The sequence below is a fragment of the Lactobacillus sp. M0393 genome (genome assembly GCF_016102025.1).
GTDB classification, from domain to species: Bacteria; Bacillota; Bacilli; order Lactobacillales; family Lactobacillaceae; genus Lactobacillus; species Lactobacillus melliventris.
The window spans coordinates 100765-127207 of sequence record NZ_JACFPK010000003.1; the positions used below are offsets into that span (position 1 = coordinate 100765).

Annotated in this window: 24 protein-coding genes; 6 read left to right on the top strand and 18 right to left on the bottom strand. The window is 37.3% G+C overall.

The window, feature by feature from the left end; all coding sequences use genetic code 11:
* Nucleotides 1-80 precede the first annotated feature (80 nt).
* Nucleotides 81-1508 (bottom strand): MFS transporter, encoded by a 1428-nt coding sequence (locus tag H3R29_RS03085; RefSeq protein WP_198202567.1) that lies wholly within the window; start codon nt 1506-1508, stop codon nt 81-83.
* 345 nt (nt 1509-1853) lie between these two features.
* On the opposite strand from H3R29_RS03085, the gene hflX reads away from it, so the two are divergent.
* A complete protein-coding gene (gene hflX, locus H3R29_RS03090) occupies nt 1854-3134 on the top strand; it encodes a GTPase HflX (RefSeq protein ID WP_198202568.1) in 1281 nt (426 codons plus the stop codon).
* A gap of 81 nt (nt 3135-3215) precedes the next feature.
* On the opposite strand, the gene H3R29_RS03095 is transcribed toward hflX, so the two are convergent.
* The 4 genes from H3R29_RS03095 to H3R29_RS03110 all read right to left on the bottom strand — a co-directional run bounded on the left by H3R29_RS03095 (nt 3216) and on the right by H3R29_RS03110 (nt 6440).
* On the bottom strand, nt 3216-4139 hold the full coding sequence (locus H3R29_RS03095; RefSeq protein ID WP_198202569.1) for a C40 family peptidase: 924 nt from the start codon (nt 4137-4139) through the stop codon (nt 3216-3218).
* Nucleotides 4140-4292: 153 nt separating this feature from the next.
* Nucleotides 4293-5012, bottom strand: coding sequence for a C40 family peptidase (locus H3R29_RS03100; protein ID WP_198202570.1), 720 nt, complete (start codon nt 5010-5012; stop codon nt 4293-4295).
* 210 nt (nt 5013-5222) lie between these two features.
* A complete protein-coding gene (locus H3R29_RS03105) occupies nt 5223-5714 on the bottom strand; it encodes a C40 family peptidase (RefSeq protein ID WP_198202571.1) in 492 nt (163 codons plus the stop codon).
* Nucleotides 5715-5894: 180 nt separating this feature from the next.
* A complete protein-coding gene (locus H3R29_RS03110) occupies nt 5895-6440 on the bottom strand; it encodes a guanylate kinase (RefSeq protein WP_198202572.1) in 546 nt (181 codons plus the stop codon).
* A 94-nt stretch (nt 6441-6534) separates the two neighbouring features.
* On the opposite strand from H3R29_RS03110, the gene H3R29_RS03115 reads away from it, so the two are divergent.
* Nucleotides 6535-6849 (top strand): DUF2187 domain-containing protein, encoded by a 315-nt coding sequence (locus H3R29_RS03115; protein ID WP_110446559.1) that lies wholly within the window; start codon nt 6535-6537, stop codon nt 6847-6849.
* Between the two features lie 108 nt (nt 6850-6957).
* Nucleotides 6958-8481: an O-antigen ligase family protein gene (locus H3R29_RS03120; RefSeq protein WP_198202573.1), complete on the top strand. Its 1524-nt coding sequence runs from the start codon at nt 6958-6960 to the stop codon at nt 8479-8481.
* A 155-nt stretch (nt 8482-8636) separates the two neighbouring features.
* Here the strand turns inward: H3R29_RS03120 and lacG are convergent, their stop codons facing one another.
* The 6 genes from lacG to H3R29_RS03150 form a co-directional block, all read right to left on the bottom strand.
* Nucleotides 8637-10061 carry a 6-phospho-beta-galactosidase gene (gene lacG / locus H3R29_RS03125; RefSeq protein ID WP_198202574.1) on the bottom strand — a complete coding sequence of 475 codons (1425 nt, stop codon included), beginning with the start codon at nt 10059-10061 and terminating at the stop codon, nt 8637-8639.
* An 11-nt stretch (nt 10062-10072) separates the two neighbouring features.
* Complete coding sequence (locus tag H3R29_RS03130; protein WP_198202575.1) at nt 10073-11818, bottom strand: PTS lactose transporter subunit IIBC; 1746 nt, start codon at nt 11816-11818, stop codon at nt 10073-10075.
* A gap of 19 nt (nt 11819-11837) precedes the next feature.
* The gene (locus H3R29_RS03135) at nt 11838-12191 is read right to left on the bottom strand and encodes a PTS lactose/cellobiose transporter subunit IIA (protein WP_198202576.1); all 354 of its coding nucleotides are present in this window, start codon (nt 12189-12191) and stop codon (nt 11838-11840) included.
* 4 nt (nt 12192-12195) lie between these two features.
* Nucleotides 12196-13059 (bottom strand): PRD domain-containing protein, encoded by an 864-nt coding sequence (locus H3R29_RS03140; RefSeq protein ID WP_158596018.1) that lies wholly within the window; start codon nt 13057-13059, stop codon nt 12196-12198.
* A gap of 172 nt (nt 13060-13231) precedes the next feature.
* Nucleotides 13232-13858, bottom strand: coding sequence for an LVIS_2131 family protein (locus tag H3R29_RS03145; RefSeq protein ID WP_198202577.1), 627 nt, complete (start codon nt 13856-13858; stop codon nt 13232-13234).
* Nucleotides 13859-13959: 101 nt separating this feature from the next.
* Complete coding sequence (locus H3R29_RS03150) at nt 13960-14505, bottom strand: hypothetical protein (protein WP_198202578.1); 546 nt, start codon at nt 14503-14505, stop codon at nt 13960-13962.
* Nucleotides 14506-14862: 357 nt separating this feature from the next.
* On the opposite strand from H3R29_RS03150, the gene H3R29_RS03155 reads away from it, so the two are divergent.
* The gene (locus tag H3R29_RS03155) at nt 14863-16440 is read left to right on the top strand and encodes a multicopper oxidase family protein (protein ID WP_198202579.1); all 1578 of its coding nucleotides are present in this window, start codon (nt 14863-14865) and stop codon (nt 16438-16440) included.
* 99 nt (nt 16441-16539) lie between these two features.
* The gene (locus tag H3R29_RS03160; protein WP_198202580.1) at nt 16540-17250 is read left to right on the top strand and encodes a C39 family peptidase; all 711 of its coding nucleotides are present in this window, start codon (nt 16540-16542) and stop codon (nt 17248-17250) included.
* 174 nt (nt 17251-17424) lie between these two features.
* Here the strand turns inward: H3R29_RS03160 and H3R29_RS03165 are convergent, their stop codons facing one another.
* From H3R29_RS03165 to H3R29_RS03185, 5 genes are all read right to left on the bottom strand, one after another.
* On the bottom strand, nt 17425-17901 hold the full coding sequence (locus H3R29_RS03165; RefSeq protein ID WP_198202581.1) for a threonine/serine exporter family protein: 477 nt from the start codon (nt 17899-17901) through the stop codon (nt 17425-17427).
* 3 nt (nt 17902-17904) lie between these two features.
* Entirely contained in the window at nt 17905-18681 is a 777-nt protein-coding gene (locus H3R29_RS03170) for a threonine/serine exporter family protein (RefSeq protein WP_122026491.1), read from the bottom strand.
* An 8-nt stretch (nt 18682-18689) separates the two neighbouring features.
* Nucleotides 18690-20237, bottom strand: a complete 1548-nt coding sequence (locus tag H3R29_RS03175; RefSeq protein WP_198202582.1) for an ABC-F family ATP-binding cassette domain-containing protein — start codon at nt 20235-20237, stop codon at nt 18690-18692.
* A gap of 115 nt (nt 20238-20352) precedes the next feature.
* On the bottom strand, nt 20353-20712 hold the full coding sequence (locus H3R29_RS03180) for a hypothetical protein (protein ID WP_046325509.1): 360 nt from the start codon (nt 20710-20712) through the stop codon (nt 20353-20355).
* 26 nt (nt 20713-20738) lie between these two features.
* On the bottom strand, nt 20739-21920 hold the full coding sequence (locus tag H3R29_RS03185; protein ID WP_122038000.1) for an LCP family protein: 1182 nt from the start codon (nt 21918-21920) through the stop codon (nt 20739-20741).
* 149 nt (nt 21921-22069) lie between these two features.
* Between H3R29_RS03185 and pepF the strand changes: the two genes are divergently transcribed.
* Complete coding sequence (gene pepF, locus H3R29_RS03190) at nt 22070-23875, top strand: oligoendopeptidase F (protein WP_187157260.1); 1806 nt, start codon at nt 22070-22072, stop codon at nt 23873-23875.
* Nucleotides 23876-24052: 177 nt separating this feature from the next.
* Here pepF and H3R29_RS03195 read toward each other — a convergent pair whose 3' ends face one another.
* Nucleotides 24053-24802, bottom strand: a complete 750-nt coding sequence (locus tag H3R29_RS03195; protein WP_046325512.1) for an amino acid ABC transporter ATP-binding protein — start codon at nt 24800-24802, stop codon at nt 24053-24055.
* A complete protein-coding gene (locus H3R29_RS03200; protein ID WP_187157261.1) occupies nt 24795-26291 on the bottom strand; it encodes an ABC transporter substrate-binding protein/permease in 1497 nt (498 codons plus the stop codon). The genes H3R29_RS03195 and H3R29_RS03200 overlap by 8 nt, the downstream gene beginning before the upstream one ends.
* Nucleotides 26292-26443 lie beyond the last annotated feature (152 nt).

The window sequence follows — 26443 nt, forward strand, 5'->3', positions numbered from 1 at the left end:
AATTATTAAAAAATTATTTTTTAAAGCAAAAAAGTGTTGAAAATTTTTATTTTCGACACTTATTTACAAGTTATCATTTATTATTTTTTGAATAGTCTCCAGCCACTTAAGATAACAGTAACTAAACAAATTATCATTGAAATAATGAAAACTACATGCATACCATAGATAAAAATTTCAGGTTGCTTGGGTAAATATGCGGTGACTCTAGCTCCTTTTGCTTTGCTCATTGCCGCAAATAATACGGTAGTTGCACTGGAAATACCAATAACCATACCTAGATTACGGGATAAAGAGTTAATACTGCCAGCAACACCTAAATCCTTTTGTTCAACAGAACCCATGACAAGTGAATTATTAGGAGAACTAAAAATGCCGCTTCCCAATCCCATTAAAGCGATGCTGATAATGAACAGCCAAATTGGTGAATTTAAGTTGCACAATGTGTAACCCACCTGGCTGATTAACAGTAAAACCAAACCTATAAATGTGATTAATTTAGGACCTATCTTGTCAGAAAGAGAGCCTGCAACAGGAGCAGCAACCAGCTGGACTACAGGTAAGATCATCAAGATATAACCAGTTTGGCTCGGAGACAGGTGCCGCGCATTTTCCAAGTAAAAAGGTGTGACCACATTGAAGAAAAAGTTCGTAATAAAAATTAATAACGCACAGAGCAGACTAACTGAAAAATCCGGATTTTTAAACAATTTGAATTGTAACAATGGATTAGCAGCATGATTTTCCACATAAACAAACCAAATAAAACTTACAAGACCAATTATTAACATTAATAAAACCAGTGAAGAACTGAAACCTAATTGCTGGCCTAAAAAGACGCCACCAAATAGAGTAATCATACCGAAGGCAAAGCTGAACGAGCCCATTTTATCCAGAGGAGCTTTGGTAAAAGTAATGTCTTGTGGTAAAAACTTGGCGCCAATTAATGCAGCAATGATTCCCACCGGCACATTAAGCCAAAAAATGTAAGACCAGGACAGGTGACTTAATATTAATCCACCTAAACCGGGTCCAGCGATTGAGCCCAGAGCAACAAAGGAGCCAATAGTTCCTAACGCTTTTCCCCTTTCAGTAGTGGGAAAAATTTCTGTGATAATACCATTATTAGTAGCCATAGTCATAGCGGCACCAACTGCTTGCAAGGCCCTTGCGCCCAGCAAAAACAATAGATTGATTCTAAAACCTGATAAAAGTGACCCCGCAATAAAAAAGATTGCACCTAAGCGAAAAATTTTAATCTTGCCCAAGATATCACTTAACTTGCCAAAAAACAAAATAAAGCTGCAGACTACAATTAAGTACAGCGAAACTACCCATTCGGACTGGCTCATTGGAATCCGCAAATCTTTACTGATTACTGGCAAAGCAATATTAACAATTGTGCCATCTAAAGTTGACATGAACGTGAAAAGTCCCACGGCAACCAGAATCCACCAGCGATTCTGTTGTACCTTTTGATTAGTTTGATAGCTTATTCTTTGTGCCATTTTACAAATATCTCCGTTTTTACAAAATTAGTTAGGTACCTTAACAGATTGAATTATACTCCTTTTTTTCTCTCTGCCAAATAATAAAAACTACTAGCAGTAATTTTTGCAAAACCTAGCAGGTAAAAGAGCCGGCTCTGACATAAATCAATTGGGGCAGTTATCCTAAAAAGCTTTATTTTTGCCACTAAAATTAGCGGACAATTAATCTTCTTTTTGGTAATGAGACATAGATGTATTAAAATTAAACTAATAGCAAAGCAAAAGAGGTATGAATCATGAGGATTAAAAAATATTAATTTATAAGATCACTATTAATAACTTCACATACAGAAAGAGAATTAAATGATTGAAAATACTCCCCATAAAACAAAGGCATTTATTGCAGGAGTTAATTTAAATGACCCCAATTTTGATTATTACATGAATGAACTTGCCAATCTTACAGAAGCCGCAAACATGCAGGTTGTGGGACAGGCACGACAAAATGCGGAACACATCATAGCTGGTACTTATTTTGGCTTGGGAAAAATAAATGAAATTAAAGATATGGCACGGGGCCTAAAAGCAAAAGTATTAGTACTTAATGATGAGTTAACACCTGTACAAATACGTAATTTAGAAAAACTGACTAAGCTGCGGGTAGTTGATCGCACAGAATTAATCTTAGAAATATTTTCAAGCCGTGCCCGGACTAAGCAAGCAAAATTACAAGTGCAGCTGGCGCAATTACAATATGAATTACCCCGCCTGCATCCCTCAGAAAACTCGTTGGATCAACAACGCGGTAATGGCGGTTCTACCGGTGGTGGTTTTGCCAACCGTGGAGCTGGTGAAACGAAACTGGAATTGAATCGGCGCACAATTGGTAAACAAATTTCTATTATAAAAAAGGAATTACAAACTATTAGTAAACAAGAAGAAATTAAAGCCAAAAGGCGCAATCAAAATCATATCCCTAAAGTAGCACTAGTCGGCTACACTAATGCTGGCAAATCAACCACTATGAATGGGCTGTTAACGGAATTTTCCAAGCATAGTGCTAAACAAGTTTTTGTTAAAAACATGCTGTTTGCGACGTTGGATACAAATGTTCGTCGTATCGACTTAGATAATAATTTTAGCTTTATCCTGTCAGATACAGTTGGTTTTATTTCTAAATTGCCCCATAACCTGATTGAATCTTTTAAAGCTACGCTGCAGGAAGTAAAAGATGCCGATTTATTAATTAACGTCGTTGATGCTTCTGATCCCAATATGATACAGATGATCCGCACCACACAAAACGTGCTTGATGAAATTGGCGTCAAAAACACGCCGATGATTACTGCCTATAATAAGGCTGACAAGTCAGAGCGCAATTATCCACAAATTGAAGGTAGCGGTATTCTATATTCTGCAATTGATACCAAGTCTATCGCAACCCTTGCTGATTTAATAACCAAGCATATTTTTAGCAGTTATAAGCAAATTAATCTGCTTTTACCCTTATCTGCGGGAAAGATTTTAGGTTACCTGCATGAAAATGCTCAAGTATTAAAAGAAAACTATCAAAATGATGGTATTCATGTTGTTGCGCGTCTTTCACCCCAAGAACAAGCACGCTTAGCTAATTATATTAACTAAAAAAAGATCCTCGCATATTTTATTATTGTGAGAATCTTTTTCATTTACTCAAAGCATCTTAGCCTCAAAACTACCATTTTATTATTGAATAACGCGCTTGGCTACACAAGGATAAAAATATGAACTGATTGTCTGCAATACTACTCCTTGTTCTGGTGTTGCAGCACAAACATACTGATTATTACCAACATAAATTCCCACATGATAAGGCGCATCTTCTGAACCCCAAAATAAGAGATCGCCTGGCTGCAGCTGGTCCATCGTTACAGTTACTCCAACTTTTACTTGGTCAGTCGTTACGCGAGGCAATTGCACGCCACCAACTTGATTATACACATACTGAACCAGTCCCGAGCAGTCGTAATTATCTGGGCCATTTCCGCCCCAGGCATAACCTTTACCAATTTGACTCTCTGCTAAGTTCACCACGTCTTGTGCACGTTTAGAAACATTATCAGCAGAAACTTTATTACTTAAACGCGTTATTGGGGTTACATTAGCGGCACTCTTTGTTTGGATCGCATTATTAAGTTTAGGTACAACTGTCTTTTGCTCCTGCGCCTTTGGCTTAGCTGTCTTCTGCTTATTCGGCCCAACTGCTATTTTTTTAATTTTGCTTTTAGCCTTTTTATTCTTCTTTTTGGTTACTGCGCTCTTAACTTGCTCGTGCACAGTTTGGGCATTAGAATCCTGCGTTAAATCTTGCGTGTAACGTGCTTCAATCCATTCACTGTCGCCAATCATGTACCATAATTTACCTTTGCGATCAACAGCCGTTTTGGCAACATTCCATTTACTTTTATTTTTTGCACGAAAACTGATCAGTTGCCCTCCATTATAATCTGTCCATATTTTCACACTCTTATTTGGCAGACAATTGATTTGTATTCTTTTTATAGGTGTCTTAAACGTAGCAGCATCTACAGTTTTTTGCGGTGAAGCAACACCAATTCCGGTTAATGTCAATGCTGCAGCAAGGCTCATTTTCCAAAAATTACGCTTCATCAAATCATTTCTCCTTTGGTAGCATAATGTGACCAAAAACTAGTATTTAACTCCATTTTAAACGCTTCAGATTTTTAATCAAGTTACACTAACTAAATGGTACTAAAAAAACACTTAGAAAATTTCCTAAGTGTTTTAATTTTTAATATATTTCTATTCAAGAACACGTTTTGCAACTGAGGGATAGAAGTATGAACTTAAACTATCCTTAACAACACCTTGTGAAGGAGAAGCAGCATGAACATATTGGTTATTGCCAACATAAATACCAACATGGTATGGAGCACTTGCTGATCCCCAAAACAGAAGATCGCCAGGCTTTAAGTCCTGTATCGAAACCTGTTTACCTTGTTTAACTTGTGAATAAGTACTACGACTCAGGTTCACGCCAGTAGCTTCACTAAATACATACTGAGCCAAACCTGAACAGTCAAATCCTTGAGGTCCATTGCCACCCCAGGCATATGCCTTGCCTACTTCTGCATTCGCCAAATTAACAACTTTTTCTGCTTGCTTAACAGACTTTTTTGGTTTGACCGACTTTACTTTAACACCAGGTTTGACAGTGTAACGTGCTTGAATCCATTGGCCTTCACCAATTTGATACCAGGTTCTACCTTTTTGATCAACGGCACTGCTTAAAACATTAACCGTTTTACCGTGTTTTATCCGTTGGCCGGTAAAAGTAGGATTTTCATAGTTATCCCAAATATTGATGCCATAACCGGGAACATAATTGATTTTTACTTTACTAGTGGCAGCTTTAACATTAACAGTTGTCAAATTATTATTGGCTAAACTGGCAACACCTAAGCCAGTAACGGTTAGCGCCGCAGCAGTAGTAAATTTTACTAAGTTACTTTTAATCTTCAAAATCAAAATCCCCCCGTATTCGCATCAAACTATTTATATTAATAAGCTCTACTTCTATATTACAAAATCAATTTTACACGCATAATATTACAAAAAGGTTACAGAAATAATACTGGTACGTAAAAAAGCCCTTTCACGAATTTAGTAGTAAAAGGACGTTCAACTTAATTTTATTGTTTAGCAAATTTGGAGAAAATTAGAAAAGAGTTCTTAATCTAAAATACGTTTAGCGGCAGAAGGATAAAAATAAGCACTAATTGACTGCTTTAAAACGCCTTGGCTTGGCGTGGCAGCATGTACAAACTGGTTATCACCCACATAGATGCCGACATGATTTGGGGCAGCTGAAGATCCCCAGAAAAGTAGATCACCTTTCTTTAACTTTTTTAGTGAAACTTTTTTACCTTGTAAAACTTGTGAATATGTAGTTCTTGGTAAAATTTTATTTCCAGCTGTCTTGTAGACATATTGTACTAAACCGGAACAGTCAAAAGAATAAGGACCCGCAGCGCCATATACATAACCTTTGCCAACTTGCTTTTTAGCTAAATTAGCTACAGCTGTACGCTTCTTGGTTACACTACTAGCATTGACATCATTAGCAGTAGCAGCACTAACTACCGTTACGCTAGTTGCACCAGTGAAAAAGAGGGCAATAACAATTATTAACTTAATTAATCCTTTCGAGTGTCCGTGTTTCAAAATTAAACTCTTTTCTAAATATATTTATTAATTTTAGCAAGCAGAGTTAAAACTACTTATCTATTTCTTCCGACATTTTCTATCTTACTCATTTAATGTTACACATTCGTGTCAAACGAGCTACAAAATGTTAAGAATTTTATTTTGAAACCATTTTACAAAAGTAATTGCTCAGACAAGTTACTTATTCAGTTCTTTAACAATATTATCGAGTTGACGCTTAGTTTGATTCCAATCATCATTAACCAAGATATGCGCGTATTTTTGCAGAGCAGGCGGCAGGACGTTTAGTTCACTACCAGTTAAGCGTTCTTTAATCTTATTTGGATCATCTCCGCGCTTTATTAAACGTTCGGCCAGCATCTTTTTCGAACTGGCAGTAACGTATAAAAAATAGACCTGCTTTTTTAACTTTGCTAGGTAAGATTGCGCTCCCTTAATATCGACAATCAAAGACACTAGATCATGATCCTGCCAAGCCTGGTCTAGAGCTTCTTTACTTGAACCATACTGGTGGGAACCGTATTTGACATGTTCAAAAAAATGCAGTTTCTTAAAACTGGCTTCACTTTCAAAGTGATACGATTCTTTTGAACTTTCTCCCGGCCTCATCGGCCGGGTGGTGTGGGTCAATACCCTGGGAATGGCGAATGTATTTGCCAAGTATTCTGAAATAGTAGTTTTACCAGCACCACTGGGGCCAGCAATTAAAATTAATTTTTGCAAAATCCGAGCTTCCTTTACTTGAAAACTATTCGCTTTTATAATAATATCTTTCTATTATAGTGAAACATGGCTAAGAGAGGAAGTAAAACTTATTATGAAAAAAGCTGACGTCAAAGCAGATGACATTCTCAGTGCCAAGTCTGATGAAGAACTGACCAAACCATTTGTGGGCAAAGTAGAAAAAATTTATGAAAATTCTGTTCTGCTAAAAATAATCGATTATGATAAAGCTGATAAAACTGCAGTTAGTGACCTCAATCAAAAAATAGTGGTCAACTTTAAGAACTTAAAAACCGTTTCTAAAAAGAAAATGAAGGAAATTCAGGCTTTAGCAAAAAGTGATGTTAAAGTAGAAAAGATTAAAAAATCTGCCACAGAAAAAGCAACTACTGACACAAGTAAAGAATAATAACTATTTTTTAATTAAGAAACAGTGATTAATGTTCACTGCTCTTTTTTTTTGCTTTATTTTTGCCTAAAATTAAAGCATGAAAATATTTATGATATGGAGAAAAAAGTGAAAGAAAAAGCAAAAACCATTTTATTTTGGTTTATTCTAATACAACCGTTTCTAGATTTATATTGGTTCTATCATGGCACTCTGGCTAATATTTTACCATTTACACTGCCCACAATTATCCGTATTTTTGCTGTGGCAACTCTGGTTTGCCTTTACTTTAGCTCAAAAAGTTCCTGGCGGAAACTATCACAAGAAAAATGGCTGCTAATTTATATTATGCTGTTAGTCATCTACTCAGCATTACACTTACTGCATGTGCAGCATTTTACCAGCGTGAATCCGAACAATTATGGTTATTCTCTTAGGGGAGAAATCTTCTATTTAATTAGAATGATCTTGCCCCTAACGGTGCTATATTTGACTGATGAATTAGATTTTGGATCTCGGCAATTACAAATGGTGATTGAAGGCATTTCAGGACTTTTTTCCGGTACTATTGTACTTTCTAACCTTTTCGTCATTTCTCTGAAATCATACGAAACAGGAACTATCAGTGCCAACATTTTTGAATGGTTCTTTAATCCCAATATCGGTTATTCCCACATGGCTTCTAAAGGTTTCTTCAATTTTACCAACATGATTTCGGCCGTTCTCTTTATGTTGTTGCCACTTATGCTCTACTATCTTTTCACCTCTTTTAACTGGCATACCATTTTGTTAAATGTGGTGCAGGCTCTGGCAATGATTGAAATCGGCACTAAAGTTGCTGCTATCGGTCTGATTGGCGGCATAATAATTGGCCTCATCCTGTTTGGCCTACATAAATATCTGATTAAAGATGTGAAGCAAGGCGGCAAAGCGTTTTTAGTTGCTGTCTTAATAGAAGCAGGATCCCTGGTGATTTTACCTTTTGGCCCTGCAATTCAGCGTTATAATTATGAAATTTATCTAGCTAAACAGTCTGACCATGATTTAGCGGACGAAAAAAAGGAATTAGCCGCTGGTTTACAAAAATACCCTAATGGCGAAAAAAGAAAAGAGTTTTTACGTTACTTCATTAAGAAAAATTATCAAGAATATGCGCTTAATCCCAAATTTGTATTTAAAAGCTATCCTTACCAATATGACCCGGAATTTTGGCTCAAAATTATGAACGAACCGGGCCAGTCGCGCATGGAAAACCGCCAAATTGAAAAGGCTATGCTTAATCAAGTAGTCAAAACCAATAACAACAAACTAGACAAGCTTTTTGGTATTTCTTACATCCGAGAAAATAATATTTTTAATTTAGAACGAGACTTTAGCGCTCAAATATATTCCTTAGGCTGGCTGGGAATGCTTTTGTATGTCGGACCATATTTGGCAGTGTTAATTTACGGTGCTTACAGGTGGCTCAGATATAAAGCAGCACGGACTTATTTAGTCAGTTCCTTAATTGTTGCCAGTGGCTTCATTCTGCTAGCTGCCTTTTCTTCCGGTAATGTGGTGGACTTTTTGACAGCCAGCTTTATCCTCGCCTTTATTGAAGGAAATCTATTAGTTCAAGTTCGTAAAAAAGAAGCAATAGCAATATCCAATTAATGTAAAATGTAGCTTTATCATAGTTTTAATTTTAAATAAGGGACTAACTGTCACAATCAGACTTGGTCCCTTTATTTTTTAAAAATTTACTGACCATTAGAAAACCCTGCAATTTATTCAATTTCGGGGTTTAAACTAAGTTAGTTGCTTAAATTTTATTCTTTATTCATTGTATCTGCTAATTCTTTAAACCATAAGGCACTCCCTTTAACATAACGCTTCTGCGTTTTGAAATCTACATAAAACAGACCATAACGTTTGTTGTAGCCATTCGCCCAGGAAAATTGATCTTGCAGAGACCATACAAAATAGCCTTGGACATTCACTCCTTCACTGCGAGCTTTTAAAAGGGCTGCGACATGTTGATCAATAAAATCAATTCTGGGAGTGTCATCAATAATCTTATCTGGGCTGACAAATTTATCCTTATAACCTAAACCATTTTCAGTCACATAAATTGTCTTGCAGTTAGGATAATCATGACTGATACGCTTTAATGTGTCATAGAGACCCTGTGGGAAAATATTCCAGTCCCAGTCAGTTGTCGGTACCCCTGGCTTTTTGACAGTTTCTCCTACTCCCTTAAACTTAAAGGAAGAAGTACCCTTGTCACCAGTACCGTTAAAGTGGTTTTCACTTTCGCCATGATACGCTTTAATAAACTGATTTTGATAATAGTTTAAACCAAAAATATCATTTTGTGATGCAGCTTTAGCGAGAATAGCGAGGTCACCGTCTTGAATATCCAAATGAGCATCATTTAACTGCAATATTTCATTAATTGATGCCATGGTATCGTCTGAGTAATAGCCTAAGAACGTCCCGTCAAGCAAAAATTTATTCAAAAACGCATCTTGCAATTTAGCTGCATGTTTATCTTCAGTGCTGGTTGATATGGGATATACTGGTTGAATAACATGAATTAGACCAATTCTACCTGGTAAACCCAGCTCTTTATATAAATTAACCACTCTGGCATGTGCCACTAACTCGTTATGTTCGGCCTGAATTGCACTAGTTACATCAAAATGATGGTTTGGTGGAAAAGTACCGGCAATGTACTGTGAATACGCTAAAGAAATTAGTTCATTAATTGTAAACCAGTTTTTTACCTCTTTAAATTCATTAAAGCAAAACTTGGCATAGTCAACAAAATAATCAATATTCTTGCGATTTAACCAGTCACCATTATCAAATAAAGTTTTAGGACTATCAAAATGATGCAGGCTAACGTAAGGTTCAATGCCGTTATCAAGACATTCTTTGAATAATTTATGATAATATTCCACGCCTTTTTGATTTACTTGACCGTAACCCTCAGGAAAGATTCTGGTCCAAGCAATTGAAACGCGCACAGCATTTAAACCATATTTTTTGGCAAGCCCAATGTCTTCTGGATACCGGTTGTAAAAGTCACTGGCAGGATCTGGTGAAAATCTGCCCTGCTTTTCAAGGTAATCATCCCACATCGTTTTGCCCTTGCCATCAACTTGAGTGCTACCTTCAACTTGATAAGCGGCAGTGGCACCACCCCACACGAAATCGCGAGGTAATTTTTGTACTCTATTTAGTAAAGTCATTTTATTCTCCTTTATTCTGAAATGTTAGCAATTATCAGGTCCAGACACTTGTCGGCATGCTGGGTCATATCTATATATTGCTTACCAGTAGTCGTAATCATCTTAGCGTTATTCTTATCACATTCCTTTTTCAATTCATCTTTCATCGCATTCATTTGCGGTGCCAAAATAACGATGTCCATTCCTGAAAGCAAGTCGTGGTGAGCACCAAATGAAGTAGCAGCCACTGCTAAAGGTAAATTGTTTTCAGCAGCTAACTTGTTTAAGGCTTTGGCTAAAATACCACTGGTACCGCCCCCTGCACAAAGTACGAGCACATTCAGACTTTTACCATCTTTTGTTTTAGCTAGTGGAATTTTGCTTTCACTTGCAGTTTCATCAGTTTTATTTTCAGAAACAGAAGCTGCTAGTTCGGTACTGGTATTAGCAGCAGTTGCATTAGTTGATTCGCTTGTGTCATTATTTACTTTTGCTGCTTCTTCAGCACATTTTTGCATGTCATATGCTTTAAAGAACGGGTAGTACATCACAACATCAACTACTAGAAGCAATATTGCCAAGATAATTGAACCAATCGAAAAGCCGGTACCCATTATCAAGCCGAGTGTTCCTGGTGTAGTCCAAGGCAAATTGTAAATAAAGCCAGGCATGTGGAAGACATCAACAAATATTTTAAAAAGCCAGACATTGGCAATTGGTGTCAAAATGAAAGGAATAAAGAAGACTGGGTTCAAAATTAATGGTGCACCAAATAAAATTGGCTCATTAACCCCGAACAAAACTGGAATTGATGCAGCACGACCTACTGCTTTTAATTCCTTTGATTTAGACATGAAAGCAAACATTAATGTAATTACTAAAGTGGCACCAGTACCACCTAAAGTAGCAACAAAGTATTGTGTACCTTGAGCCAGAATTCTGTTGGCGCCTGCAATATTACCAGCTTTCCAGGCTGCTAAGTTTAATTCAACATTGCTTAAATAGATAGCAGTAACCGCCGGCTCAACGATTGATGGCCCCTGGATTCCGATAAACCAGAAGAATGCCATCGCACCATAAACTATTGCCAGACCAAAATAACCGTCTGCTGCGGTAAATAAAGGTGATAAAACTTGAATAATCCAGGCAGCTAGGTTAGTCCCAGTCGCAGCTCTAAAAGCTAATGAAAAGATCCAGAAGAAAAACGTACTAATTGCAAAAGGAATAATGTTTTTAAAGGCTCCCGCAATATTTTGGGGTACAGCATCTGGCAATTTAATCGTAATATTGTGTTTAAAACATTGATAGTATACATTTGGAACTATAAATGCTACCAGAAAGGCACAAATTAGTCCTTTGGTACCAATCATTGCAACTGCAAAATACAGGTTGTTCATTTTATCAGTTAAAGTATCAACAGCTACCAAGACAAAAGAAACCTGTGCGGTAAACTGCACGCCTACAGTTGGAATTTGATCTGTTTTTGGTAAATCCAGATTAAACGAATCGGTTAATGCCTTAGCGACTGATGAAGAAGCCATCAGTGCTAAAACTCCCATGGACATGTTGTAAAACATGTTTAATGCATTAGCTACTTTGGTTGGCCAGGCAAAGTGCCAAATCAAAGGCACGTTGGCTATCAGTAAAAATATACTGGAAAAGATAATTATCGGCATTAAAGCAATAAAGCCATCTCTGACCGCGCGCAAATATTTATTAGCGGCGACTTTTTGAAAGAATGGCTGTGCTTTTTCAATTTGCTTAATTACAGCATTCATTTTTAATCTCCTTGTTCATTTACTTATTTTTTAGTTCATTCAATTCCTTCAGAGCGGAATTATACTTTTCATACAAATCTATAAAATATTTAGCTTCATCCCTTAATAGCATCGTAGTCATTAAAGTATCCTGCCCGTGTGACATAATGAATGTGGTTTCCATTTTTTCACCACTGGCTTCTTTACTCATTAGTTTTGTTTGTGCATTATGAGCATCGTTTAAAGAGCTGTCTGCACTTTTAACCAGCTTTCTGGCCTTGTCATAATTGCCTTTTTTAGCTTCATCAAGCGCTGTGATTAATGCAGTCTTCGCATCGCCAGCATAAGCGACTATTTCAAAGCCGGCCATTGAAATTTCTTCTTTAGTTGCCATCTTTTTACTCCTTTTCTTTTGGCCCTAAAATTTGATGAATGTGAATGATAAAGTAAACCCTCTCTGCGTCTGACGGATAAAAATTAAATTCAGCATTAAGAGCCTGAAAAATTTCTTGAGTTATTTTGTAAGATCGTGGATAGGCCTTGATCATGTCACGTTCAATCTTTTTATCGATAGATTCATTTTTTTCTGGCGGCCGCCAGATCCTTTTGGCCAGATATTGTAAGTGAATTAGAAATCGTCTAAAGCTGTCCCGATTTTTGCCATTTTGATAAATGTTATTGTTATCCAGGACATTAAGAACGACATTAATTAGTTTAGACGTGTTAAAAATATATTTTGATTTACCCTCGTGCTTGGCAATACCTGTAGGAATCTTGCTGTTGATAAAATGAAGCGCTATACTTTTGACCTCTGAAGGTGGGAACTCAACGCCTAATTTATGGTTAATAATTCCCAGAGCTTCGTTTGCAATTTGATATTCTTTTGGATATCTTTGACTTAAATCCGGAATCTCATTTTCCCGATATTTTCCTGCTAACAGTAATTTGTAGGCGCCATTGACATGTTCGCTTAAGGTGAGATAAATCGAATCATAAACCTGAAAATGATAATTAATTCGCGCATTTTCAATAACTGCAAAAACTGCTGCAATAATATCTGCAGGAATATTATGGAAAAGATAATTAAACGAATCTTTATCCTTCTTATTGTCTAAATAAAATATTTTCTGAATTTTTTTAGTATCAACTAGTCTATTTTTGCCCTGTTCAAACCCCACTCCCTTACCGAAAACAATAGCTTCCTGTCCTTTCCCAACATCAACTAAAATGCTGTTATTATTAAAAATTTTTTTAAGGCGCATAACATCTTCCTTTTTTGCAGAAAAAAAGAGACTACTAGCAATAGCCGATGAACAATAAAATTCATCAGTTATACTAGTAGTCTCGCCTAATTTGATAGTAACAATCTACTTAAATTTTCAACACAGATAAAGCATACCACACTTTTAAAATTATGCAAACGCTTTATTTATTTTATTTTTCTTTCTCCCTGATAAACGATGAATCCGGAATCCTGATTAGATAATAACGAGTAGCATTGTGCCCCGCATGCATGCCAATGCCATTTTGCCAGACCTTTTTATAGTTAGCGGTGTAAATAGCAACGTAAGCTCGTTGATATTTGCGGTCCATTGTCTGCAGTTGTTTTTTGTTATACGGAATTTTAGCTGCATTAAGATCCAGAGGACTTTTACCATAAGCTACCGTAGCGAAATCACTGGCTACTTTAATTTTTTTACCCGGCCTGTAATAAGTGAAAGTCTGGGTACTAATTCTTTTCTTTTTCGAATCAATTGTAACGTAACTTGAATTGCCTTCTCCCGGGTTCATGACAATCGGTTCATAAGTAATATGAGACGTAATCTTAGTCGTATCATCAAGATCCGGGTTATCCAGCATAGTCTTGCCAAATAACCAGACAATCCCAACTAAAAGAGCGGCTACTTCAATGATATCTATCAAAAAATTGGGCCAGCTAAATTGCCGGTGTTTCTTAATAATCATTGTGATGCGACGTTTACGAATGTTTTGCACAACAAAAACGAAATAAAGAATAACTACTACCCATAACAATACTCCAAGTAGATTCCAGCTAATCATAATGGACCTCCTGCATCTTTCTCCATTATATGGTAAAAAACACCTTTTGAATAGTTACGTTCAAATTTGCATTAATTTTCACCTACTAAGTCTCAGATATTTTATTTTTTAGTCTTTGTCTCTTTTTGCGCCTTTTTTGTATTAGGTTTTTTAACAGCAGGCTTCTTTTTAGCAGAAGCAGCAGGCTTTTGGTACTCACGCACTTGTTTTATTTTTTCCTGCATAGCATCTGTTAAGTTGGCAACAACTTCGGTTTCATTTTGTTCAATTTCTGCTTCTGTCGCGATTTGATCAATTCGGAATCCCGATGCATTCAAATATTCCGACTGCGTTTCAAAGTATACTGCAACCGGATAATCTTTACCCTCTTCAAAAAAATTGGCATTCTTCTTATAATTACTATATGGCAAGTTGATCATATTGGTCTCTAACGCAAAAGTTATGGGTCTTTGACCGGTAATTTCAAGAGCAATATGACTCAGTGAGTTATGCTTAAGGGCAGCTTTAGTTTCCTTAATTAATTTAGCTGCCTGTTCACGCAATTTGGTTTTGGATTTGCTGATATCAGCATATTTAGTAGTTTCTAAGTCTTCAATATAATCTTGCTTTTCTATTTTGGTAGTGAAATCTGTTAAGCTTATTTTCAAGTTAAAAATCCTTATCTAATTTATCAATATTTATCATCTTTTATACGATACTCAAATTTTGGTTTAAAAACAATTTATTTTATTTCTTTTAAAAATAATTTTTAAAAAACATTTTTTCTGCTCAGAGTTATTTTATAATATTTTTGCAATTATTTAGTTGAAAGAAAACGAAAGCTACGCACTATTTTTGTAAACATTAAATAACGCTTTAGTCCTTAAAATTTTGCAAAAGCGCTTTTATAAAAATTTATCAAAAAAACATAGACTTATCTACTTTACAAGCGTTTTCACATAGAGTAAATTTAACATGTAACTAAAAATTTTTCACTAAATTTTTTAACTGAAAGGTAGACGAATATGTCAGATAAAGTTTACACAGATTATTTCTATAATTCTGAAGATTTTGATAAAAACCACGAAATGGGATATAAAGATCTTCATATTCCTGAAGGCGTTGAAGCTCAGCCTTTGATTGTTCCTCCAGTATTAGAACCTGATAAACAAGAAAATAACGATGTTTGGTACACAATCGATTCTCAAGAAGGCGACTTCCAATTTTTGCCAGGGAAAAAGACTCACACATGGGGCTACAACTTCCCAGTTCTTGGTAAGACCATGGTTTTAACCAGAGGTCAACACGTTCACGTAACTTTGAAGAACAGCTTGCCAGAATTGACTACTTACCACTGGCACGGTATGGAACTTTCAGGTCCTGGTAACGATGGTGCTTGTCACTCACCAGTTTACCCAGGTGAAGAAAAGCACATTGACTTCATAGTTAAACAACCAGCAGCTTTAACTTGGCTTCATGCTCACCCATGTCCATCAACTGCCATGCAAGTTTGGATGGGATTAGCTATGGGCGTTGTTATTACTGATGCCAACGAAGCTAAGTTGCCAATTCCTAAGACTTACGGCAAGGACGAGTTCCCAATTATTTTGCAAGACCGTATTTTCCACGAAGACAACCAATTTGACTACAAGGCAGACTACAACGCAATGGGCATCTTTGGCGACACTCCAATCATCAATGGTGTTGTTCGGCCATACGTTGATGTCACTACTCAAAAAGTACGTTTGCTCTTCTTAGGTGGTTCTAACCGTCGTGAATGGCGCCTGCACTTTAGCGATGACTTGGTAATGACCCAAATCGCCGGTGACGACTCATTCTTGGAGCACCCAGTTAAATTGACTAAAGTCTTAATTGGACCAGGTGAACGTCAACAAGTAGTTGTTGATTTCAGCAATTATAAAGAAGGCGATGTTGTCAACCTTTACACTGACGACTTCAAGCTGGTTGAATTCAGAATTCACAGTTATGAAAAAGATGACAGCGTAATTCCTGATACTTTATTCAAACCATTTGATCCAGTTGTTAACCCGAACTCACCAGTGCCTCATGTTACTATGGATAATCACAACATGATCAACGGCAAGTTGTTCTCAATGGAAAGAATTGACATGAAGCAGGAATTGATGAATGCTGAATATTGGGATGTAACTAACACTAACGATAAAGTTAACGGCATGCTGCACCCATTCCACACTCACGGTGCCCACTTCCTGGTTGTATCACGTAACGGTAAAGAACCATATCCAAACGAAAGAGGAGTTTACAAGGACACTATCGAAGTAGCACCTCAAGAAACAGTTCGCATAAAGGTTTACTTCCAAAACACTGGTGTCTTTATGTACCACTGCCACATTATCGAGCACGAAGATGCCGGTATGATGGCGCAAATTCAAATTGTTGATCCAAAACACCCAGACAAGAAATATCATTTGATGGACATGGAAACTCTGACTAAGGCTTTTGCTGAAGAAAGAGGCGTGCCAGAAGATGAAGTCTTCTGCCCAGGTATGGACGTTGAAGGTATGGCAGTTAAAGGTGAAGATCACAGTCTTGACGCTTTGTCAGGCGCAACTCACCACTAATTATTACTTTCACTAAAGAATTAGTTAATTTTACAAAAATCGTTCATTAATTTGAACGATTTTTTGCTTTTAAGAAAGAATCTATGTTTAAATAGCTTTATGAAAAAGAAAAGATTTTCCATTAAAGCTATTTTATTGATATTCCTAGGTCTCGTTTTCTTAGGTGTAATTTTTAGCGGCCTTAATTCTAATAGTTTTAAAAATCGCTATGATTGGGTGACCCTCAAATCCGCTCAAAAACTGGATGTTCCCCTGGAAAACCAGTACCCGGAACTGCCAAATGGTTGCGAAGTAACTTCCTTGTCAATGCTATTACAGTATTATGGTATTAAGGTAAATAAACTAAACTTATCCGAAAATATCAAGCATGTATCTTCTTATACGGATGATGGCAAATACCGGGGTAATCCCCATGTAGGTTTTGTTGGTTATATGAGCCAGGCAAATGCTGGCTGGTGCGTTTATAATGAGCCTTTAGAACAAATAGGACTAAAATACACTAATCGGATTAAAAACTTTACTAATCATGATTTTATTCAAGTAATGAAACTAGTTTCTGATGGCCATCCTGTGCTAATCATAACTACCACAAACTTTAATCACGTTAATGATATGCAAACATGGCAAACAGCTCAAGGTGAAGTTCAGGTAACACCATCTTCTCATGCTTGTGTTATTACCGGCTTTGATAAAAAAGCACGTATTGTTTACGTAAATGATCCTTTTGGCACTAAAAATAAAAAGGTTCCGTGGCAAAACTTGGAGAAAAGTTATAATCAGCAAGGAAAACAGGCATTATATCTGGAATAAAAAAAGAGCAGATTCAATTAAGAATCTGCTCTTTTTCAAATCGAGGCTCGTTATTAATAACAAGTGACTACTTCTGTTCACATCAGGTTGGTCAACCACCAGCACTTCCCGTGCCTGCCACTTAAGGCGGGTGTCCTCACACAAATACGCATCTCGCGTTTTTGTCGACTCGCATTAATTATTATACTTATTCGAATGATGTTTGTAAAATTTTTTTATCCTGAAAAAGATTTCCACACACATACTTGATAAAAGCATCCCGAGAGCAATTGAGCCGGTAACTATTATTACTCTTAAAACTGCATCATTAGCTCCACTCAAGTTGCCCGAGGTTAGTTCACGCACCGCCTGATAAGCAGGGACTCCGGGTACTAAGGGCACAATTGCCGGAATATAAAAGACAGTAGCCGGACATTTTTTCATCCTGGCAAAAACTATTCCTAATATGCCAATAGCAAATGAACCGAGCAAGTTTGAGAGCAGCCGTCCCATAGATGCTCTCATTGCCAGCCAATAGATAATCCAGCTAATAATACCGCTCACACCAGCTAAATTAAGCACTCGCCGCGGAACATTAATTGTTAGGGCAAAACCAACAGAAGCTAAATAAGCAAAGGCAACGTTAATTACTATTTCTAACCAAAAAGGCATTTTTTACGCTCCTAAAAACTTTAACACAATACCAACCCCACCGCCTAACGCAAAGGCAGTGAGCAAGGCCTCACAAATTTTCGCCATTCCTGAAAGAATATCGCCCTTAAACAAATCCCGCAGAGCGTTAGTCAATGCCAAACCAGGTACTAATGGCATCAAAGCACCAGTTAAAATATTGTCAATAATCATTTTGGGAAAAAGATTAACTAATCCAGCTGCTACAACTGTCATAACCAGGGCAGCAACCAGTTCAGCCAAAAACTTGACGTTGGTAAAACGTTTAAAATAATAAAAAGAGAGAAATCCGATTGCTCCAACGATAGCTGCGGCTGGAAAATCAACCCAGTCGTAATTATTCATAAACATTACCATCAGCGTGGCACTTAAAACCGCAGCGCCAATAGTTTGCAGCCACAAGGGAAATGTGGGAAAACCACCGTGGGCAATTTTATCTACTTCCCTTTTAACTTCTTGCAAAGTGATTTTTTTATCCGCAAAAGCGCGCGATAATGAGTTAATCCGATCAACCAACTCAAGATTAATATTGCGTTCATGTACTAAAATACTCTGACAATAATTGCCATGGTCGAGACTCATAAAAACGCCTGTTGGTACCACAAAGACTCGCGGATCGGGTTCTCCGGCACTTTTGGCAATTCGCAGCATTGTATCTTCAACGCGATACATTTCACTGCCCCCTTCTATCATTAGTTCACCGGCAGTTAAACAGGTATCAAGTAAATCCTGGTAAAACAATTCACTTTGTTCAGCACTCATTTTTCACCTCAAAGTTTATTCATCGTTTCAATATCAATAGTTTTGTCAACCCAGTTACCTTGGAAAAAGTCTCGTTCGTGACTAACGATAATGACTCCGCCAGGAAACTTAACGATAGCTTGCCTAAGTGCATCTTTTGCATCTCGATCCAAATGGTTCGTAGGCTCATCTAAAAATAATAAATTAGCAGGTTCAAACAACATTTTTGCCAGTTTAACCTTTTCTTGTTCACCACCCGATAATTTTTTTAAAGGACTCATTGCCTGCTGAGCGGTAACACCTAATTTTGCCAGAGCGCCTCTTAATTTTTTAGGCTTAATCTGTTCAAAATTTCCCTGCAGATATTGCAGAGGGGTCATATTATTATTAGGCCAGGTCAACTCCTGCTTAAAGTAAGCAATCTTGGCAGTTTCTGATAATTTATAGGTGCCAAAAATGGGTTCTAATTGCCCCAGCAACGTTTTTAATAACGTGGTTTTACCAATCCCATTAAAGCCAGTAATAGCAACTTTTTCATTATTTCCAACTGAAAAATTAAAAGCTTCTTTTACCAGCGCCTGGTCATAGCCGATAACCAAATCCTGTGTTTGTAGAAGTAAATTGGCTGCTGTTGCTACATAAGGAAATGCAAAATGCGGTTTATGATTGCTTTTGGGTGGATTCAGCACTTCCATCTTTGCCAACTGACGCGCCCGTGATTTGGCAATTTTCGACCGGGTTCCAGCCTTATTTTTACGGATGTATGCTTCCGTTTTAGCAATTTTGCGTTGCTGGTTAGTATAAGCCTTCATGTAAGTTTCCCGATTAGCCTCTTTTTGCCTCATTGCCTGCTTTAGTGTACCGGTATAACGCGTGATTGTGCCCAAATCAATATCAATAATGCAGTTGGCAATTCTGTTTAAAAAGTCATAATCATGACTAACAACAATAAAAGCACCCTCAAAATCATTCAAATAATCAACCAGCCAGTCAATATGAACAACATCTAAGTAGTTGGTTGGCTCATCTAACAGTAAAACAGCCGGAGTTTGCAGCAGCAATTTAGCTAGAATGATTTTTGATCTTTGACCACCTGACAATTGGCTCACATCATGATCGTATCCCAATTCAGCCAGGCCTAAGCCAGAAGCAACACGTTCAATTTCTGTATCAATATTATAAAAGTTATTTTCCTCTAAGTAAGTTTGCAGTTTACCCGCTTTTGCGAGTAGGGAATCAGATCCTTCAGTTGCATATTGCTCATAAAGTGTGTTTAATTCTTGTTCTTTTTGATAAAGGGGAGCAAAAGCTGTGCGCAAAAACTGCCGAATCGTCACGCCTTGCTGCAATTTAGCATACTGATCGAGATAACCAACTGCTACCTTATTTTGCCATTTAATTTGACCTTCATCAGGCAGCATTTCACCAGTTAAAATTTTAATCAAAGTGGATTTGCCAACCCCATTTTGGCCAGTGACACCCATATGGTCGTCTTTATTGAGAACGAAACTGGCATTTTCATACAAAGTTTTATCCTCAAAACCTTGTCCTAAATTTTTAACTGTTAATAAACTCATTATGCATCTCCCTAAATAGTAAGATAAGTAGTACTGGTAAAAAGTAAAGCAGTTGTTTTGTCTATCAATTTAATTTGTAAACGCATGCAATAAAAAAGTGGGCAGTTGCCCACTTTTACATTCTTTCTTGTTCATATTTCTGCAAGGCATCCAATATTTTTGGCCAATAGCGCTTAGGCAAAATTAATTGCAACTTGTTATTATATATTGGAAAATCACTTGCTTTCATTCCCGTAATTTCGGCTAAATCCTTATCAGATAAGTGATATTTACTTGCAATCCGCTTTATTTCAACGGAAGCATGACCCCGAAACCATGAAAGAGCAAAGAAAAATAAGGCAAATATGCTAGCCACTAAAACAGCAACCGGTAAAGACCAGTGCAATGTGCGTAAGCAGATGAAAATTGCGGCAATAAAAGCAATAAAAGCTGATATCACACCATAAACAACTAAAATCACAGATTGCTTACGCATATTTTATCCTCCTTTGCTGAGAACACTTATTGACCAGAATTAATTCCACTTGTTCCGGTTCCATCCGAACTGTTATTTGACTCATCAGTTACTACTGAACGGTAAATCTGATAGTTAGTGAACGGACTTGGATCCTGCCATTTAATGTTATTGTTCTGCTCATTCAGCCTGTTGAGCTTCGTTTCATCATTATCCAATATTTTTTTATCCAAGTCAAGATTGGTCCGGATCTTGTCAGAGGCCTTCTGTAGTTCTTTAGTAGATGCCACCTGAATAGAAGAACCGTTAATCCAAGCATCATGTCCTTGAATATAACCGCTGGAAATATTTTGGGAACAACCACGATATGTCAAAGCTAAGGCTAACATATCATTAAAAGTAAGATTGGTTTTAACATACTTCGAAAAGATCTTAACCAGCTTGCGGTAATTAGCTATTGAATCGACGGAGATAGCCTTGTGGACAACTGCGGTAATTACTTGCCTTTGGCGCATTTGCCTGCCGTAATCGCCTCGAGGATCATCATGGCGCATTCTAACATAAGCCACAGCATGACGTCCGTTTAGGTGTTGCTTTCCTTTATGAAAATCACACCAATCATATGAAAACTTAAACGGGACTTTAACATCAACACCGCCAACGGCATCGACTAAGCTTTTTAGCGCCTTCATGTTAACTTCTACGTAATAATGAATGGGAACACCAATTAAAGCCGCAACAGTTTTCATAGAAGCAGAACTGCCGCCAATTCCATAGGCTGAATTAACCCGAAACATATTGTACTTGTTTCCCGGATCACCTAAAATATTAGCAAGGGTATCACGAGGAATGGAAGTCATTGTTGCTTTATTTTTAGCCGGGTTAGCAGTAGCCAAAATCAAAGTATCCGAGTTGCCCTTATCATGTCTTCCTTCAAGTCCTTGATCAACCCCAAGGATCAAAACTGAGATTGGTTGTCTGTTAGCAATACGAGCAGATGTGGCATAGTTGCCACTATCACCATCAATTGCGCTGTGCAAAGCAAAATACATGTGAGCTGCCCAAGCCAGACCCAGACAAACACAAAAAACGGCCACAATACCACAAATCCGAGCGAAAACGCTGCCCTTGAATGCTTTGGTTGGTTCTGCTAGAGCATGATTACGATGAAGATTTAGAGAAGAATGTCCTTTATGGTAATCTTCTCTGCGTTTTGAATTTGGATCCATTCCTCTATTTAATCCCTTTCGTATTTTTCCATCTATTATTTTTAACACTTTCAAACTTGAATTAAAATAATATCAATTATAATTAATAATATCTTATTTTTTATTCTTTAGTATAATTTAATTATATATATCAAAAAAGGAGATTTTAAATGTCAATTCCTAAACGAAGTGAAGTTCCCGCAAATCTAAAATGGGACCTAACTAGAATATTTAAAGCAGATACTGACTGGGAAGATGAATATACACGTCTTAAAAAAGAAATACCAGTTTTAAGCACCTTGAAAGAAAATTTTGTTACATCAGGTACATCATTATATAATGGGATAACTAAAATTTTAGCTCTTAGCAGAAGACTGGAAAAAGTTTACTCATATGCTACTTTAGCCAGTGATGTTGACACAGGAAACGCACACTATTTAGGTTATGTTGCTCAAGTACAAGGATTAGCCAGTCAATTTGAAGCAGCCACTTCTTTTATGAACCCTGCAATTTTAAGTGTTTCTACCGCAAAATTAGCAGCCTTTAAACAAGAAGAACCAAGATTGGTCAACTACAATCATTTACTTGATCAGATTACCAGAATGCGGCCTTATACTTTGTCCGCAAAGGAAGAGAAACTGATTGCAGATGCTGGGGATGCATTGTCTGCTTCTGACAATACTTATAACGTGTTGACTAATTCGGACATGGAATATGGTTACACCCAAAATGATGACGGGGAAATGATGCAGCTTTCTGACGGCCTATATTCTTTATTGATCCAATCTCAAAAGCGTGCAGTAAGAAAAGATGCATTCGATTCAATGTACGCCACATACGGTCAGTTTGAAAATACTCTAGCTGCTACCCTTTCTGGTGCAGTAAAGGAACACAACTATAATGCCCGTGTTCATCATTATCATTCAGCACGCGAATGTGCAATGAACGAAAATGGTGTACCAACAGTTGTTTACGATACTTTAATTAGCGAGGTTGACCAGCACTTAAACCTTCTTCATGACTATGTGGCTTTACGCAAACAAATTTTAGGTTTGAACGATTTACAAATGTGGGACATGTATGTTCCGTTAACAGGCAAACCGGCTTTGTCTTACACCTTTGATGAAGCCAAAAAAGAGGCTAAAAAAGCTCTACGGCCGTTAGGTGAGGATTATTTAAAGCAGGTTGACTACATTTTTAACAATCGGGTAATCGATGTAGTTGAATCACAGAACAAGGCTACAGGTGCATATTCTGGCGGCTGCTATGATACTGATGCATATGAACTACTCAACTGGGAAGATAACGTTGATTCCTTATATACACTGGTTCATGAAACTGGTCATTCCGTTCACAGTATGTATACCAGACAAAGCCAGCCATACGTTTATGGTGATTATCCTATCTTTGTTGCTGAAATTGCGTCAACTACGAACGAAAATATTCTAACAGAATACTTTTTAGCACATATCACTGACCCTAAAACCCGCGCTTTTGTTCTAAATTATTATTTGGACTCTTTCAAAGGAACTTTATTTAGACAAACGCAGTTTGCTGAGTTTGAACAGCGCATTCATGAACTGGATGCTGAAGGTGAACCTTTAACTGCCGACCGTTTAGACGACATGTACGGCAAATTAAATGAGCGCTATTATGGTGATGCAGTTGAGCCAGGAGGAGCAATTGCTAAAGAATGGGCCAGAATTCCTCATTTCTATTATAATTTCTACGTTTACCAGTATGCTACAGGCTTTGCTGCTGCCACTGCTCTGGCCAATAATGTTGTGCATGGTACTGCTGAGCAGAGAAAAGCATACATCAGCTTTTTGCAAGCAGGTTCCAGCGACTACCCGGTTGAAATCATGAAAAAAGCAGGGGTTGACATGACTAAGCCTGATTATTTGGAAGAGGCCTTCACCACTTTCGCCAATCGGCTAGCTGAATTTAAGGAAATTGTCCAAAATAATTTTAAATAACACTTGCAAGTTTCGCTGACAAATAATATAACTGATATGTAAATCATAATTTCTTACATCAAAACCCACTTTCTCTTTAACTGAAAGTGGGTTTTAAATTGCATAACTTTTTACGCTTTACCTTTAATACTACGTTATTTGGCTGAATTGCCAGCAGGTAGACTAATTTTAAAATGTTTATGCTTCCAATACTCTGGCTAAAAAGTCCTGGGCACGCGGAGTTTGCGGCTGCGCAAAGAATTGTTGCGGTCCAGCTTTTTCTTGAATATAGCCGTCAGCCATAAACCATACTTCATCTGCAACATTCTTGGCGAAGCCCATTTCGTGAGTCACAACGACCATTGTCATCCCTTTCTGGGCCAAATCCTGCATTACCTTCAATACCTCGCCTACCATTTCTGGGTCAAGCGCTGAAGTGGGTTCGTCAAAGAGCATTACTTCGGGATCCATTGCCAAAGCACGGGCAATAGCAACCCTTTGCTGCTGGCCGCCGGAAAGGCTGGTGGGAAAAGCGTCTGCCTTGTCAGCCAGACCTACTTGATCTAATAGCTCAAGTCCCTTAGCTTTAGCATCACTGTCACTCATTCCTTTTACCTTCATAGGTGCCAATTTGATATTTTCAATAATGCTCATATGAGGAAACAAGTTAAACTGCTGAAAAACCATGCCCATTCTTTCACGCAATTTATCAAGTTGGTCTTCACTTAAAGCAGTTAATTCTTTATCTTCAAAAATCACTTTGCCGGAAGATGGTTGATCTAGTAAATTTAAGCACCGCAAAAACGTACTTTTACCAGCACCTGAAGGACCAATTAAACAGATAACCTGACCTTCATTTACTTGCGCATTGATATCTTTTAGGACTTCATTACTGCCAAACTTTTTCTGCAAGTGTTCAACTTTAATTACAGGTTTTGCGTTAGTCATGATTCATTTTCCTTTCAAATACTTTCATTAGGTTGGATAAACCAAAAGTAATGATAAAGTATAAGATCATTGTGATTACCAATGGCATAACTCCACGATAGGTATCAGCCTGGACCACCCGTGACTGATAAATCAAATCTTTGACGCCTATTACCGAAACTATGGAACTTTCCTTGATTAGAGAAACAAATTCGTTTCCCAGAGCCGGCCAAATATTTTTCATTGCTTGCGGCATAATAACGTAACGCATCGTTGCTGTCCGTGACAAGCCTAAAGAACGAGAAGCCTCTGTCTGGCCCACAGCAATCGAATTAATACCCGAGCGAATTACCTCCGCTACATAAGCTGCAGAGTTGAGGGAAACTGCAATTATACCGGACAGTAAAGCCGGAATATTTATCACCACCCCTAAGCCAAAATAAATAAAGAGTAATTGCACCATTAACGGTGTACCACGGATAAATTCCACATACGCTGTCGCAAGCGAACGGGCAATTTGATTGTGTCCTAAGCGCATAAATGCCAGTATCGCACCTAATAAGAAACCGAAAAAGACAGAAATTGCGGAAATAAGTAAGGTATAGCCAACTCCCGCAATAAAGAAGTCTTTATAAGCCCACATTGAATTGGAGGCTTTAACTTCTTTTTTCGACTTACCACCTGTTAAGTAATTGCCGGCTTTTGGCAAATACTTCTTATTGATTAAATCTTTTTGCTTAATCTCCGCAATTGATTTATTAGCAGCTTTGACTAAACTATTAGCTCCTTTATGAAAAGCAATAGAGGTTGCAGATGACTCGGTCTTTAGACCTGCCGGAATTACCATAACGCCATCAGTATTTTGAGCAAAAGCCTCAGCCGTTGCCTTGTCAACAGACACAGCATCAACCTTATGCGTTTTTAGTCCTAAAACCAAGTCGTTATCTTTATCCATAGTTTTAAGTTTGACATTTTTGGCTTGTTTTTTAAGCATTGTCGCCTGCATGCTGCCAGTTTGGGCACCAATTGATTTGCCGGCAAAAGACTTATAATTATGATATTTGCCCTTATCTTCTGTTCTTATCAGTAATTTTTGATCACTTCTATAATATGGTTGACTAAAGGCAACACTTTGAGCCCTTTTAGGTGTTGCATTCATTCCGGCAATAACCATGTCAACTTTTCCAGTTTCAAGACCTACTAGAAGAGAGTCAAAGTCCATTGACCGCACTACGAGTTTAACACCAATATCATGAGCAATTTTTTGCCCTACTTCAACATCCATACCTACTATTTTAGATTTGCCGTTAATATTTTTGACAAATTCATAAGGAGGATAATCTGGACTAGTCCCCATGACTAGCTCACCTTTTTGTCGGACTTTTCGTAGATAATTGTCAGTTCTTTGTTCAGTTTGTCCTTTAGCAGCAGCTGCTGCAGTTTGGGGTAACAGGGCTAGCATTATGACTGCTATCAACAAAGTTTCAAGCAATTTCCACGCTTTCTTCATAATTTTCCTCCTAAATTTTATTTTTATTATGACAATTATAAAGATATAAAAATAGAATTACAACTATTACTTAATAATAATATTTTTTTAATTAATAAAAAAGGCTCTATTTATTAGTAAGAGCAACTAGTATATAGAGCGATTTTACTATT

What these genes read in the sequence shown, in the direction of transcription:
- H3R29_RS03085 (WP_198202567.1), bottom strand. Translation starts at nt 1,508, where the DNA reads ATGGCACAAAGAATAAGCTATCAAACTAATCAAAAGGTACAACAGAAT.
- hflX (WP_198202568.1), top strand. Translation starts at nt 1,854, where the DNA reads ATGATTGAAAATACTCCCCATAAAACAAAGGCATTTATTGCAGGAGTT.
- H3R29_RS03095 (WP_198202569.1), bottom strand. Translation starts at nt 4,139, where the DNA reads ATGAAGCGTAATTTTTGGAAAATGAGCCTTGCTGCAGCATTGACATTA.
- H3R29_RS03115 (WP_110446559.1), top strand. Translation starts at nt 6,535, where the DNA reads ATGAAAAAAGCTGACGTCAAAGCAGATGACATTCTCAGTGCCAAGTCT.
- lacG (WP_198202574.1), bottom strand. Translation starts at nt 10,061, where the DNA reads ATGACTTTACTAAATAGAGTACAAAAATTACCTCGCGATTTCGTGTGG.
- H3R29_RS03130 (WP_198202575.1), bottom strand. Translation starts at nt 11,818, where the DNA reads ATGAATGCTGTAATTAAGCAAATTGAAAAAGCACAGCCATTCTTTCAA.
- H3R29_RS03135 (WP_198202576.1), bottom strand. Translation starts at nt 12,191, where the DNA reads ATGGCAACTAAAGAAGAAATTTCAATGGCCGGCTTTGAAATAGTCGCT.
- H3R29_RS03140 (WP_158596018.1), bottom strand. Translation starts at nt 13,059, where the DNA reads ATGCGCCTTAAAAAAATTTTTAATAATAACAGCATTTTAGTTGATGTT.
- H3R29_RS03145 (WP_198202577.1), bottom strand. Translation starts at nt 13,858, where the DNA reads ATGATTAGCTGGAATCTACTTGGAGTATTGTTATGGGTAGTAGTTATT.
- H3R29_RS03155 (WP_198202579.1), top strand. Translation starts at nt 14,863, where the DNA reads ATGTCAGATAAAGTTTACACAGATTATTTCTATAATTCTGAAGATTTT.
- H3R29_RS03160 (WP_198202580.1), top strand. Translation starts at nt 16,540, where the DNA reads ATGAAAAAGAAAAGATTTTCCATTAAAGCTATTTTATTGATATTCCTA.
- H3R29_RS03165 (WP_198202581.1), bottom strand. Translation starts at nt 17,901, where the DNA reads ATGCCTTTTTGGTTAGAAATAGTAATTAACGTTGCCTTTGCTTATTTA.
- H3R29_RS03170 (WP_122026491.1), bottom strand. Translation starts at nt 18,681, where the DNA reads ATGAGTGCTGAACAAAGTGAATTGTTTTACCAGGATTTACTTGATACC.
- H3R29_RS03175 (WP_198202582.1), bottom strand. Translation starts at nt 20,237, where the DNA reads ATGAGTTTATTAACAGTTAAAAATTTAGGACAAGGTTTTGAGGATAAA.
- H3R29_RS03180 (WP_046325509.1), bottom strand. Translation starts at nt 20,712, where the DNA reads ATGCGTAAGCAATCTGTGATTTTAGTTGTTTATGGTGTGATATCAGCT.
- H3R29_RS03185 (WP_122038000.1), bottom strand. Translation starts at nt 21,920, where the DNA reads ATGGATCCAAATTCAAAACGCAGAGAAGATTACCATAAAGGACATTCT.
- pepF (WP_187157260.1), top strand. Translation starts at nt 22,070, where the DNA reads ATGTCAATTCCTAAACGAAGTGAAGTTCCCGCAAATCTAAAATGGGAC.
- H3R29_RS03195 (WP_046325512.1), bottom strand. Translation starts at nt 24,802, where the DNA reads ATGACTAACGCAAAACCTGTAATTAAAGTTGAACACTTGCAGAAAAAG.
- H3R29_RS03200 (WP_187157261.1), bottom strand. Translation starts at nt 26,291, where the DNA reads ATGAAGAAAGCGTGGAAATTGCTTGAAACTTTGTTGATAGCAGTCATA.